Consider the following 12,566-nt stretch of genomic DNA (forward strand, 5'->3'; position numbering starts at 1 on the left):
CACCGAAATAGCCGCCGTCGCGGCCGCACTGGTCACGGTCGCGACGGCCGCGCTGTGGGTTCCCGGCATCGCCCGCGTGTTCTTCATCGCGCAGGCCCTGTTCTGGTCGCTGTCCTACGTGGCGCGGCCGCTGGTGCTGCTCGCGGTGCGGCCCGACCCGCACTACGGCGACAATGTCTCCGACCCCCGGCTGGCCGGACTGGGATACGACCGCGGGATCGGTCTGGTGCTCGACCACGTGGTGTTCGGCTTGTGGTGTTACGCGCTACTGGTCATCGGTTACGCGCTCTGGCGGCGGCGGCACCCCCCGAGCGCCGTCCCGGCGGCGGTCGAAAACCCTGACGTGATCCCGACGCTGATCGTGCTCTATGCGCTCGGACTGTTGGGTCGGGCGGCATCGGTGGCCACCGGATCGCTGGGTGCGGCCGGTGAGGTCAGCAGCGGCAACCCCTTGCTCAGCTTCGTCGCCACGTTCGCCGGGATCGCGGCGCTCGGGATGATCGTCTTCCTCCGGCCCGCACGGCCACAGGCCACGGCGCTGGTGCTCGGCGCGCTGTTCGCGGGCGAGCTGTACTGGTCGTCGGCCGTGCAGTCCAAGACACCGATCCTCGCCGCCGCACTCGCGCTGGCCGTGCGGTTTTCGATGGTCGGCTGGAACCGGCGCACCACGATCGGCGTGGCGCTGATCGGCGTGCTCGGCGTCGCCGGATTCGGCTGGCTGCAGTCGTTCAAGAACTCCGGCACGGCCGCGCTCGACGCCACCGTCGTCGACTCCCGCTACCCGGAGAACGTCCGGCCGTTCCTGAGTATCCTGCGGCGCTTCGACCTGCTCGAAGCCGCCACCGACGCCTACTTCGTCGGTCCAGGGGGCTGGCTGTCGCCCGGCGAGGTTCTCCACCACGCGAGCCTGAGCCTGATCCCGGCGCAGGTACTCGGTATCGAGAAGCTCCAATCCGGTACGGCCTGGGCGCACGACGTGCGTGGCGCGTCGGTGGACATGAGCACCGTGTCGGTGTCCCTCGCGGAGGGCAACGTGAACGAAGGCTATCTGCTCGGCGGCGAGGCAGGCGTGTTCGTCGCCGTCGTGTTCACCTTCGCGCTGCTGCTCGCGTGGGAGCGCTCACTGTATTCGCGGTTCTTCCCGGTCCTCGTGCTGGGGCTCGCGATCACCGGCGCCTCCACCCTGTTCGAACGCGGGATCCTCGGCAGTTTCGAAAATCTCGGCAAGTTTGCCCAGTCGGCCGTGCTCGCCTGGTTCGTCCATCTGATCGTCACGGAATTTCGCCGCCGCCCGACGCCGCTCCCGTCACCGGCGCACGCTTCAGCAGTTACGAAGACATGAGGTCGCAGTTCATGGGTTTGATCGATATCTGGCATATCGTCCGGCGGCGGTGGGTGCTGATCGCCGCCATCGCACTGACCGTCACGGTGGCCGGCGCCTGGTACGCCTCGTCCCGCGCCGTGACGTACGTGGCCAGCAGCACGATGTACGTCTCGATGGCCACCGGCACCTCGGTCAACGACTCCTACCAGGGCGGCCTGGCGGCCCAGCAGCGCGTGCGGTCCTATCTCGAACTGGCCACCAGCGCCGCGGTCGCGGAGCGGGTCGTCCACGACCAAGGGCTGACGGAATCGCCGGATGAGTTCCGCGGGCGGATCACCGCCTCGTCGCCGCCCGCCACCACGATCCTGGAGATCGCGGTCTCCGCGCCCACCGCGCAGCGGGCGCGTGATCTCACCGACGCCACGGTCGCCCAGTTCCGTGCTCTGGTGGACAGTCTCGAGTCCATCGAAACAGGCGCTGCTCCCGCCGCCCGCGTCTCGGTCGTCGACCGTGCCCGACTACCGGCCGCTCCGTCAGGCCCCGGCACGAGCCGGTTCGTCGCCATCGGCCTGTTCGGTGGACTGTTGCTCGGTTTCGCGGCCGCGTTCCTGCGTGAACGCACCGACCGGCGTATTCGCACGAGTAGCGACCTCGCCGAGGTCGCGCCGGTCCCGGTGGTCGCCGCCTTCGACCACGGAAAATCCGCCTCCGAGGCGGCCCGGCGACTGCGCAATCACCTGCGGGGTGCCCAGACCATCGAATGCACCAGCGTCACCGGCCGATCACAATCGAAGGTGGCGCACACCCTGGCGCTGGCCTTCGCTGATGCCGGTCATCCGGTGATCCTCGTCGACGCCGACACCTCCGGCGACGGAAGCTCCGGCACGGTGCCCGGTCCGGGCCTCACGACGCTGTTGCGCGGCGGTGTACCGCTGGACCGGGCGATCACCGAGGACTGGGGCGGCACCGGGGTCGCGGTGCTGCCGATCGGGCACATCGAGCCGGACACGTCCGACCTGATCGCCTCGGAGCACTTCGCCCATCTCATCGCCGATCTGCGTGAGCGCTATTACCGCGTGGTCATCGAGACCGCACCGGTCAGTTGTGCCGCCGACGCGGTCGCCGTGGCGCCGTTGTCCGATGCCGTCCTCGGCGTCGCCGATCTCGGCAGCCTCACCGAACCGCAGCTGCGTACCGCCCTGACCGCGTTCGGCACGGCCGGGCCGACCGGCGTGGTCGGCTACCACGCGCCCGGATCGGCGGCGGATCGACTGGTGGGATGGTTGAGGGTATGAGCGACGACATTCTCCGGCGGCGCCGCTTGCTCGCCGCGACTTTGGGTGCGGCAGCAGTACTTCCGATCACCGCCGCTTGCACCACAGCCGAGCCGGACGACCCGCAGTTCCGGTCGCCCACCACCGATGCGCCCGCGGCACGTAACGTCCGGGACTTCGGAGCCGTCGGAGACGGTATCGCCGACGACACCAAGGCTTTGGCCGCAGCCGTGGCCAAGAACCCGGACGGGCCGCTGGTGCTCTACCTGCCCGCCGGGCACTACCGGGTCGAGTCGATGCCCGATCTGCCGGACTACGCCACGATTCTCGGTGACGGCGCCGACGTCACCACGATCGTCTACGCGGGCGAGGGCACGCTGGTGCGGCTGCGCAAACGCAGCCGGGTCCGTTTCGCCAGGCTGGGCATCTACACCACAGGTCCCGGCTCGACGGCGGTCGACCTGTCGGAATGCTTCCGCTGCTCCTTCGACGCGGTGGTACTGCGCGGCAACCACCTCAGCGACAACCATCCGCGGTACCTGACCCAGCGCGGCGTCGTGTTGCGCGACAACACCGGCGGCACCGCCTTCATCAACTGCGACATCAACAATTTCGGGATCGGACTGACCACATCCTGTATCCAGAACTACGTCACCTCCTCGAAGTTCACCAGTAATCACACCGGCGTCCTCGGCACCGGCAACGACCACAACGCCGGGCTGGCACTCACCAACGTCGAATTCGTCTCCGACCAGAACCCGCTCACCACCGACCGGCACCTGCGGGTCGACGGCGCCGCCAACGACTGGTGGCTGACCAACGTGTGGTTCGAAGGAGCCGAGGTCGCCGTGTCGGTCGGCGAGAACGGGCGCGGCGGGCCAGCGCAGTTCGGCATGGTCAACGCGAAGGTCGCGGCCCGTTCGGTCGGGATCGAACTGAATTACTGCCGACAGCCGTATCTGGCGAACGTGATCTTCGACGCGGAGTCGCAGCCGCCGGGCATCCCAGTGCGCGTGGATCCGGTCGGCTGTCCGGAAGGCACCGCGGTCGGATTGATCTCGGGGATCACCGACGACATTCCCGTCGAGACGTTTCCGGCCGGCTGGAACGTCATCGGCCGCAAGGGCATGCGCACTCCGCGCTTCACCGGCACCGTGGTGTCCCAAGCGAGCCCGCACGGCGCGGACGTGTTCCAGGCACAGAGCAGCGACGGCGCCGTCCGCGCCGCGGTGACCGCCGATGGAACCTGGGTCTGCGAGCGCGCCGACAACGGTCCAGTGCTCAAGGCGCCCGACGGCGGCTACTGGCGGCTCACGGTCTCCGACGACGGAAAGCTCGGCACGGTCGCGCTCGGCAGGAAGCGTCCCGGCGGATGACCCGACGACAGTACCGCCGTATCGAAGCGCAGCAGACCATCACCGGTCCCCTCGGAACGGGGGTGCGGTTGCGGCCGCCGCGCTTCGCCGACTTCGCCGAGTGGCGGCGGATCCGGCTCCGTGATCGCGCGATCATGGAGCCCTACTGGGTCAGCTCGGAGCAGGACTGGCCCGACCGCCACACCGCCCGCCACTGGGTGCGGGAATGCCTCGACAACTGGGCCGAGGCACGCGCCGTGCGGCGGGTGAGCATGGTCATCGAGGTGGCCGGTCGGTTCGCCGGACAGGTCGAACTGGCCTCGATCGACGCGGCGGCGGGCAGCGCCGAACTCGGCATCTGGATCAGTTCCGCCGTCGCGCGCGGCGGTATCGGCGCTCTCGCCCTGACCATGATGACGGACTTCGGTTTCGACAATCTCGGCCTCATGCGAATCACCGCGCCGATCGCACCCGGCAACGTCGCCGCGGCCAAGGCCGCAGCCACGGCGGGCCTGCGGTACGAAGCCCGGATGACCGCCTATTTCGATGCCGGTGGCGCACGCCGCGACCACGAGCTGTGGGCGGTGACCCGCCCCGATCGGCCCGACCTCGGGTTCACCGCCGTCTACCTGGCCCGGCAGCGACTCCACCCGATGACGACGCAACTGCCCGCCGCCCCCGCTGTCCCGCACGGGCCGCCCCGCGTGAGCATCGCAGCCGCGCGTCTGCGGTACCAGCTTTCCCGATTGCGCCGGGTGTTCAGGTGGTTGCGGGGCAGCGCCGCCGTCGCCCTCTCCGACTCCGATGAGCGCGGCGGGGTGCTGGTGCGGTCACGCCGTGTCTCCGACTTCCGGCAGCGCCGCGCGGCCCGTATCCGCAACCGGGCGACGCTGGCACATGATCCGCACATGTCACCGGCCGCGTGGCTGCGCCGACATTCCCTGCGCTACTGGCTGGCCGAACTCGCCGAAGCCAGGGCAGGACTGCGTTCCGGGCCAGGGCTGACGCTGACGATCCTCGACGACGGCCGCTTCGTCGGCGAAGCCCGGCTGCACGGGCTGGACATGTTCGATCGCAACATCCGGCTCAGCGTCTGGACCGACGCGTCGGCTCGCCCGGAAACCCGCGCGAGGGTGCTCCGCCTGCTGGTGCGCCATGCGACCGAACGGCTCGAGATTCTCCGCGTCGCCATCGCGATACCGGTATCCGACGTCGCCGCAGCGGCTGCGGTCGCCGCGGCCGGGTTCGCCGAGGAGGGGCGGATGCGCGGGCACCTCGATGTCTTCGGACCCCGCGGCGATCACGACCTCTGGGCGTACAGTCATCCGGCCCGCACGGCTGCCACGGATGACGCGCCGGTGCGTGGGGAGCCGGTCCCGTGAGTTCGGCGACCGGGCGCGCCCCGGCGCACGACCACAACACCTCCGGCCGGTCCCGCGACCTCCTCGACGCCGGAGCGTATTCCTGTCCGACACTTCACCGGCACCGCTCTGCCGTACGGCTTCCGCCGGTACCCTGCCCGCACCGCATACGGAGCACCAGATGACTCTGCACCCCGGCCTCCCACCGCACCACGGGTTCGCCCGCAGCAATGCGCTGCAGCGTCGGCTGCACGAGCTGGTGCCGGGCGGCGCTCACACCTACGCCCGCGGAGCCGATCAATACCCCGAGCAGATGGCGCCGATTTTGGTGCGCGGCAACGGATGCCGAGTCTGGGATGCCGACGGCAACCAGTACGTCGAATACGGGATGGGACTGCGTTCGGTCACCCTCGGCCATGCCTTCGCGCCGGTTCTCGACGCCGTGACGACCACGATCGCCGACGGAGTGAACTTCAGCAGGCCGACCGAGCTGGAACTGCTCGCGGCCGAGGACTTCCTGGACCTGGTTCCCGGTGCGGACATGGTCAAGTTCGCCAAGAACGGCTCCGATGCCACCACCGCCGCCGTCCGGCTGGCCAGGGCCGTGTCCGGTCGCCAGCGGATCGCCGTCTGCGAGCAGCCGTTCTTCTCGGTCGACGACTGGTTCATCGCGACGACACCGATGTCGGCGGGCATCCCCGCTCAGGTCGCCGCCGAAACCGTCCGGTTTCCCTACAACGACGCCGACGCCCTCGCCGCGGTCCTGGCGGGCGACACCGTGGCCGCGGTCGTCATGGAGGCGGCCACCGCCACCGCGGAACCCGAGCCCGGCTATCTCCAAGCCGTGCGCGCCCTGTGCGATCGGCACGGCACCCTGCTGGTGTTCGACGAGATGATCACCGGATTTCGCTGGGCCGCAGGCGGCGCGCAGTCCGTCTACGGCGTAACTCCCGACCTGTCCTGCTGGGGGAAGGCCATGGGTAACGGATTCCCCATATCGGCGCTCGCCGGACGGCGCGAGTACCTGGAACGGGGTGGCCTGCGCACCGACGCCGACCGCGTGTTTCTGCTGTCCACCACGCACGGACCGGAAACCAGCGGGCTGGCGGCCTTCCGCGCGGTCGCCGCGGCCTACCGGACCGGCGATCCGATCGCCCGAATGGAAGCGGCCGGCGCCGCACTTGCGACCGGGTTCACCGCGCTGGCCACCGAACTCGGGATCGGCGACCACCTCCGGGTCCGCGGTCGCTCCTCCTGCCTGATCTTCGAAACCCTCGATTCCCACGGGAACCCGTGCCAGGCATTCCGCACATTGTTCCTGCAAGAACTGCTTCAACGCGGAGTACTCGGGCAATCCTTCGTCACCTCGGCGGCACACGACCACGACGCGATCGCCGCCACCCTGTCGGCTTGCGCGGCCGCGGCCCAGGTGTACCGGACCGCCCTCGAACGCGGCACCGTCGATGGACTGCTGCGCGGACGATCGGTCGCTCCCGCGATTCGCCGCACCGCCGCGCCGCGGCAGATCGAAACGAGCACATCTCGATGACCACACCCCGCATCGCCATCGTCCACGAACGGTTCACCGAATTCGGCGGATCCGAAGCCGTCGTGGGCGAGTTCGCCCGCACCTGGCCCGGCGCGGACGTCTACGCCCCGATCGTCACGGCGGACGGAATCCGCCCGCCCGTCCGGCATGTCCACGACACCTGGCTCTCCCGTGCCCACACGGTGACCCGCGGTCGGCACGCCCCTCTGCTGCCGTTCGTTCCCCGCTCCCTACGTCGTATGCCTTTGCGGGGCTATGACGCCGTGGTCGTCAGCCACCACTCGTTCGCCACTCAGGCCGCATTGGCCACCGACGCGCCCGTGATCGCCTATGTGCACAGCCCCGCGCGATGGGCCTGGGATCGAGAGTTTCGCATCCGCGAAGCAGGCGGACGGGCCGGTCAGTTCGCCCTCGGTGCCCTGGGCGCACTGGCCCGCCGCACCGAACTGCGAGCCGCGCCGCGCCTGACCCAGGTGATCGCCAACTCGACCGCCGTCGCCGACCGGATCCGCGACTGGTGGGGCCTGACCGCCACCGTGATCAATCCCCCCGTCGATGTCGACCGTTTCACCCACGATCCCACACGTGCCCGGGAGGACTTCTTTCTCTGCGCCGGTCGCCTCGTTCCCTACAAACGCGCCGATCTCGCGATACGAGCCGCGCAACTCGCCGGCGTACGGCTGGTCGTGCTGGGCGCCGGTCGCTTCCGGCCTCAGCTCGAAGCCCTCGCCGGACCCGAGACAACTTTTCTGGGCGCCACCTCTACCGACGTCCTGCGGGATATGTACCAACGCTGCCGCGCCCTGCTCATGCCCGGCGTGGAAGATTTCGGCATCGTCCCGGTCGAAGCGATGGCCTGCGGTACCCCGGTGATCGCCATCGGCGCGGGCGGCGCGCTCGACACGGTACGACCGGGCACGACCGGCGAACACATTGCTCCGGGGGCCGATCCGGACGTCGTCGCCCGCCTGGCCGCGGCGATGGCCGACTTCGACGCCACTCACTACGACCCGCGCATCGTCCGCGCCCACGCGGAGACGTTCGCACCCCCCGCGTTTCGGGCACGGATGGCCGCGTGCGTCGCTCTGTGAATCGGCCGCCCAGCGAAGTGCCGAACGCTGATTTGCTCGGCGCAGGGTGCCATGCCTGGCCGCATGGTCGAGCGCGTCTGCTCCATGACCTCGTCGCGCCGGTCGTAACAACGGCTGTCATGACGTATCACAGATTCTCCGTGATGGGAACGGATGCGCAGGGGCGCAACGTGTTCCGGGTCGATGATGGTCGGTATGGGCGGCATCGTCGACTTCGTTCGGACCAGGCGCATCAGCGTGCATCCAGCCGTAGAGCGTCGGTGACCCGTGCGGGTGCTGTTGACGGCGAGTGGGTCGCGCGGCGACAGCGAGCCGATGTTGGGGCTCGCGCTGTGGTTGCGGGAATTCGGAGCGCGGGTGCGGGTGTGCGCGCCACCGGATATCGCCCAGCGTTGCGCTGACTCGGGGGTGCCGATAGTGCCGCTGGGGCCGCCGAAGGCCGGTTCGCGAGCCGGGAGGCCGTCGGGGGCCGAGCTATCGCGGTATGTGACGGACTGGCCCAGAATCCAATTCGACACGATCGCCACAGCGGCCGCGGGATGCGACGTTGTGGTCGCGACCGGCGTGACCCAGGTCGCGGCCCGGTCCGTCGCCGAGAAGCTCGGCTTCACTACCAGTATGTGAGCTATCAGCCGACCAGTCTGCCCTCGCCACATCACCCGCCGATGCCGCTGCCGGGCGATCGACCCGCACCGGAGGCGATAGACAACCAGCTGCTGTGGGAAATCGACACCCACGGTTGCAACGCACAGTTCGGCCACGCGCTCGATACGGGCCGGGCGGCGCTCGGGCTAGCGCCGGTAACCGACGTACGCGACCACGTCATCACCGAGAGTCCGTGGCTGGCCGCGGACCCCGTTCTGGGTCCATGGCCGCAGTCGCCGGAACTGAACGTGGTGCAGACGGGTGCCTGGATCGTCCCCGACGAACGCGCCTTGCCCACCGACTTGTCGTCGTTCCTGGACGCGGGCACACCCCCGGTGTATGTCGGGTTCGGCAGTATGCCGATGCGCAGCGGAATCGCCCGGGCGGCAATCGAGGCGATCCGCGCCCACGACCGCCGAGTCCTCCTTTCCAGTGGCTGAGCCGAGCTGGCCCTGATCGACGATCTGCCCGACTGCATGGCCATCGACGAGGTCAACCACCAGGCGCTGTTCGCTCGGGTCGCCGCCGTCATCCACCACGGCGGCGCGGGCACGACGACCGCCGCCGCCCGGGCGGGCGTCCCGCAAGTGGTGGTACCCCAGATGATGGACCAGCCGTACTGGGCACGCCGGGTGGTCGACCTCGGCATCGGCGCGGCGTGTGCGGAAGCCGACCCCAACGCGGCGTCATTGTCCGCCGCTCTCGACATCGCATTGGCGTCTACCACCCGAGCGCGCGCGAACGAAGTGGGCGGGATGGTCCGTTCGGACGGAGCGGCGGTGGCTGCAAAACTGCTGATCGACGCGATCAGTTGAGAATCAACCCTCAGTCGGCGGCACCCCGCTGAGATCAGCCCAGGCACGGCTGTGTTCGACCCTCGAAGTGGTGTCGCAAACGGAGGCGGACGGGTACGAGGTAGCCCGGTGGCGACGGGTCGCTCGTCGCCGTACCGGGCTTCAGATCACGGCCGGTCGTACTCGCCGTTGAGCACGTGCGCGGTGAAGGTGTCCCATGCGCCGGGTGTAAACACCAGTGCCACTCCGGTCGGACTCTTGGAGTCCCGCACGCCGACTATGCCGCCTTCCAGGTGCGCGACCTCGACGCAGTCGTCCTTGCCGCCGCTGTGGCTGCTTTTGAACCAGCGAGCCCCGGGTAGGTCCATGCTCATGGCGCGTACTCCTTTGCCACCCGCCGTAGCAGGTGCTTGCTTTCGGTGCGATCCAACGCTACCCGCTGAATCTTCTGAAACGCGTTGCGATAACGGCGCACGCTGTCCGGCCTTTCGAGGTGAATACTGCCCGCGTAACTCTCGATATATACGACAGGGGGCTCGAGAGCTTTGCCTGCGCTGTCGGTGCCGAAATCGAGAATCGTGAACGGCCCAGCCGTCGTACCCACTGGGTAGCCTGCGGCGTCGGGCAGCACTCTCACCGACACGTTCGGCGGCAAATCGGCAAGATGGCGGCACAGTCTCGCCATTACCCGCGGTCCGTGGACCACTCGCCGAAGCACTCCTTCGTCGATCACGAGGTCGACCTCGAGGGGGGAGACTGTGCGCAGTATGAGGTTCTGGCGCTCGCGCCGTATGCGCAGTCGCCGCTCACGTTCTTCGGGCAAATCTTCTACGAAGTACACCCGATCCAAAGCCTCGGCATACTCGCGTGTCTGGAACAAGCCGGACACGATGTCCGGCCGATAGATGGTCACCGATTCGGCCGCAGACTCCAAGCCCAGATATACGCCGAAACTGGGCGCTACCTGGTCGGTGTACTCGTCCCACCAACTCTGCTCCATACGTTGAGCGGCGAGAGCTTTCAGCTCACTCGCGCGCTCGGGCTGCCGATAGAGCCGACACAAGCTGTCGATGTCGGAATCGGAGATCTTGTTCGCGTGGCCCGTCTCGAGCCGTTGCAAGGTCCCGGAGCCACGACCGATCGCCTTCGCGGCCATCAGGATCGACAGGCCGGATTCCAGGCGCATCGCGCGTAAGACGCGGCCCAGCTGCCGATGCGGCACGCCCGGAGTTCGCCCTATGGATGGCGACGACACGGTGTTGCGCGGTGAATTCCCCCTGGTGAGCGGCTTGACCACTGCTGCGTTCCCCTTCTGGTAGATGGCAAGCACTGCATTCGTGGGTGGCCCCACCCCCGAGCTGTGGATGACGCTACTGTCGCGTCACGGGTGCCACCGAACAGCAAGTATGGGTGGTCACCTGGGAAAACGAAGCAGTTTTCGCGAATCGTTCATTGGATCACCCATGCATGGTGTGGGACTGCTGTGCTGCGCGTGTGCTCGCAGGGCTGGCCGCATTTCGCGGGTCGGTGGAACCGGGAGCTCGTCAACCGTCTTTCGATGTGCGAGAAGGGGGTACAGATGGAAACGCGTGGAGATACGCCGTTGTCGCGCTGCCTGTTCTATCGGCAGGAGTGCGGTCTGCCCGCTGTGGTCGACCCGCCGGAACTAGGGCGGATCGTGATGCGAGCGGGGTCGGTGTGGGCGATGACGATGCCCATTCGCCTGGGGCAGGCAGTGAAGGCGCACATGCAGAACAGAAGCGTCCCGTTGGGACCGATTGTGGGACATCCGCGTTCGGGGCGCTGGACCTTCCTCATCCAGCCCGATCTGCCCGATGACGTGCGGTTGTTCGCCGAACTGTTCCGGCTGGACGTGTCGGTTGCGCGGACGGGAGCGATGATCGCGCTGCCTTCGCCAACCGCTGCGGTAGGCGCAATCAGGCACTGGATAGTGCCGCCGCGCAACGCATTCCGCCCCGCAGGCAGGTTCGTGGTCGAAGCCGTCCGGGCGTGGGCGGACCAGATGCCGCGTACTCGGCACAGGTCGGGGACAACTCATGTCGGATGACGAATTGCGCACGAGGCGGTTCCTCCGCGTCGATGATTTGCGGTTCCGGCGCGCGCATGACAACCCACACTGGCCGGTATCCAGTCCCGCGAATGCCAGAAAGGCGCTGGAACTGCACTACGAATGCGACTACTCATCGTGCGCGACGCTCGTCGCGGCGGTGATAGCCAGCCGCGAGGACTACCGATACTTCCGCCGCACCGAAACGAACGCCGCCGGAGTCGTGAGCGAGTGCGCGACGTCCACACCGGGACCAGTTGCGTGATGTGCGGCGATTCATCCATGAATCCATCGAACGACGTTCACGTGAGCGTATTCCTACACGGGCTGCGAATGGATTTCGCCGCATGCGCCACGGCGGCGATGACCTTCGCGCGGGAATGGCGGCACACCCATTACCCCGACGCGGTGGAGATCCTCCCGGACGGCGCACACGGCTTGCCCCGCCTCCCTTGTGAACGCTTGTATTGCGATCGTTCGTGCCCTGCTAGCGGCAACGAGTGAGCGCGAGCCGGTGAGATCAGCCGACGTAGCGCATCATTTCCACAGCTTCGGTCATGTCGTAGCGTTTCTCGAGAATGTTCAGCAGCTCATCGATCGATTGGGGCGGGTTGCGGTAACGGCGGCTCAGGCTCGTCAATGCGCGAAGTGCTGTCTCGGGAGCAGTCGAGACTGTGTTTGCCGCGAAGAGCGCTGGTTCGATCACCTGGATATGCCTGGGCACCCGCGTATCCGGGAAATCCTTCACATTGCTGGTGATGATCGCGCCCGCTCCACCGACCAGGGCGGCGGCGAGCACGTGCTCGTCGTCGGGATCGGGAAGCCCGAAGGTTCCCTCATGGGGTTCCCAGTTCCGCACCAAGGCATCGTCGAACGCTGCTCGCATCGTTTCGACGAGCCGCCGTGCCCGCCGCTCGGCCTCGCCTTGAACCTCGCCCTGCTCAACAAGTTTGGCGGTTTCGGTGTACTCGACCTCTTCGAGGATCCGGTCCGACCATAGCGGCCGGTACAAGCTCTCCACGGCGAGCGACAGCAGGAAGTCCCGCTGCAAGCTGGGATAGAGCACACAGGTGTCGAGCACTACCGCGAACACACGGTGATTCTC

At 68.0% G+C, this 12,566-nt stretch carries 13 protein-coding genes; 10 read left to right on the forward strand and 3 right to left on the reverse strand.

Annotation, left to right across the window (positions count from 1 at the left end; translation table 11 throughout):
* Window positions 1-76 precede the first annotated feature (76 nt).
* The 9 genes from ACWEH3_RS04440 (at window position 77) to ACWEH3_RS04480 (ending at window position 9,414) form a co-directional block, all read left to right on the forward strand.
* On the forward strand, window positions 77-1,342 hold the full coding sequence (locus ACWEH3_RS04440; protein WP_450016827.1) for a hypothetical protein: 1,266 nt from the start codon (window positions 77-79) through the stop codon (window positions 1,340-1,342).
* A gap of 11 nt (window positions 1,343-1,353) precedes the next feature.
* A complete protein-coding gene (locus ACWEH3_RS04445; RefSeq protein ID WP_450016829.1) occupies window positions 1,354-2,619 on the forward strand; it encodes a Wzz/FepE/Etk N-terminal domain-containing protein in 1,266 nt (421 codons plus the stop codon).
* The gene (locus tag ACWEH3_RS04450) at window positions 2,616-3,974 is read left to right on the forward strand and encodes a glycosyl hydrolase family 28-related protein (protein ID WP_450016831.1); all 1,359 of its coding nucleotides are present in this window, start codon (window positions 2,616-2,618) and stop codon (window positions 3,972-3,974) included. The genes ACWEH3_RS04445 and ACWEH3_RS04450 overlap by 4 nt, the downstream gene beginning before the upstream one ends.
* Window positions 3,971-5,335 carry a GNAT family N-acetyltransferase gene (locus ACWEH3_RS04455; RefSeq protein WP_450016833.1) on the forward strand — a complete coding sequence of 455 codons (1,365 nt, stop codon included), beginning with the start codon at window positions 3,971-3,973 and terminating at the stop codon, window positions 5,333-5,335. The genes ACWEH3_RS04450 and ACWEH3_RS04455 overlap by 4 nt, the downstream gene beginning before the upstream one ends.
* Window positions 5,336-5,495: 160 nt before the next feature.
* The gene (locus ACWEH3_RS04460; RefSeq protein ID WP_450016835.1) at window positions 5,496-6,863 is read left to right on the forward strand and encodes a glutamate-1-semialdehyde 2,1-aminomutase; all 1,368 of its coding nucleotides are present in this window, start codon (window positions 5,496-5,498) and stop codon (window positions 6,861-6,863) included.
* Window positions 6,860-7,954, forward strand: a complete 1,095-nt coding sequence (locus tag ACWEH3_RS04465; RefSeq protein ID WP_450016837.1) for a glycosyltransferase — start codon at window positions 6,860-6,862, stop codon at window positions 7,952-7,954. The genes ACWEH3_RS04460 and ACWEH3_RS04465 overlap by 4 nt, the downstream gene beginning before the upstream one ends.
* A 315-nt stretch (window positions 7,955-8,269) precedes the next feature.
* Window positions 8,270-8,578, forward strand: coding sequence for a hypothetical protein (locus ACWEH3_RS04470; RefSeq protein ID WP_450016934.1), 309 nt, complete (start codon window positions 8,270-8,272; stop codon window positions 8,576-8,578).
* On the forward strand, window positions 8,575-9,039 hold the full coding sequence (locus ACWEH3_RS04475) for a hypothetical protein (protein WP_450016839.1): 465 nt from the start codon (window positions 8,575-8,577) through the stop codon (window positions 9,037-9,039). The genes ACWEH3_RS04470 and ACWEH3_RS04475 overlap by 4 nt, the downstream gene beginning before the upstream one ends.
* Before the next feature lie 36 nt (window positions 9,040-9,075).
* Window positions 9,076-9,414 (forward strand): glycosyltransferase, encoded by a 339-nt coding sequence (locus tag ACWEH3_RS04480; RefSeq protein ID WP_450016841.1) that lies wholly within the window; start codon window positions 9,076-9,078, stop codon window positions 9,412-9,414.
* A gap of 146 nt (window positions 9,415-9,560) precedes the next feature.
* Here ACWEH3_RS04480 and ACWEH3_RS04485 read toward each other — a convergent pair whose 3' ends face one another.
* Together ACWEH3_RS04485 and ACWEH3_RS04490 are read right to left on the reverse strand one after the other, a co-directional pair.
* The gene (locus ACWEH3_RS04485; RefSeq protein ID WP_397076983.1) at window positions 9,561-9,767 is read right to left on the reverse strand and encodes a DUF397 domain-containing protein; all 207 of its coding nucleotides are present in this window, start codon (window positions 9,765-9,767) and stop codon (window positions 9,561-9,563) included.
* Window positions 9,764-10,690 carry a helix-turn-helix domain-containing protein gene (locus tag ACWEH3_RS04490; RefSeq protein WP_397076984.1) on the reverse strand — a complete coding sequence of 309 codons (927 nt, stop codon included), beginning with the start codon at window positions 10,688-10,690 and terminating at the stop codon, window positions 9,764-9,766. The genes ACWEH3_RS04485 and ACWEH3_RS04490 overlap by 4 nt, the downstream gene beginning before the upstream one ends.
* 282 nt (window positions 10,691-10,972) lie before the next feature.
* On the opposite strand from ACWEH3_RS04490, the gene ACWEH3_RS04495 reads away from it, so the two are divergent.
* On the forward strand, window positions 10,973-11,461 hold the full coding sequence (locus ACWEH3_RS04495; protein WP_450016844.1) for a DNA-directed RNA polymerase subunit beta: 489 nt from the start codon (window positions 10,973-10,975) through the stop codon (window positions 11,459-11,461).
* 520 nt (window positions 11,462-11,981) lie between these two features.
* Here ACWEH3_RS04495 and ACWEH3_RS04500 read toward each other — a convergent pair.
* Entirely contained in the window at window positions 11,982-12,554 is a 573-nt protein-coding gene (locus tag ACWEH3_RS04500; RefSeq protein ID WP_450016846.1) for a PIN domain-containing protein, read from the reverse strand.
* Between the last annotated feature and the right edge of the window lie 12 nt (window positions 12,555-12,566).

The organism is Nocardia sp. NPDC004718, from assembly GCF_053601535.1.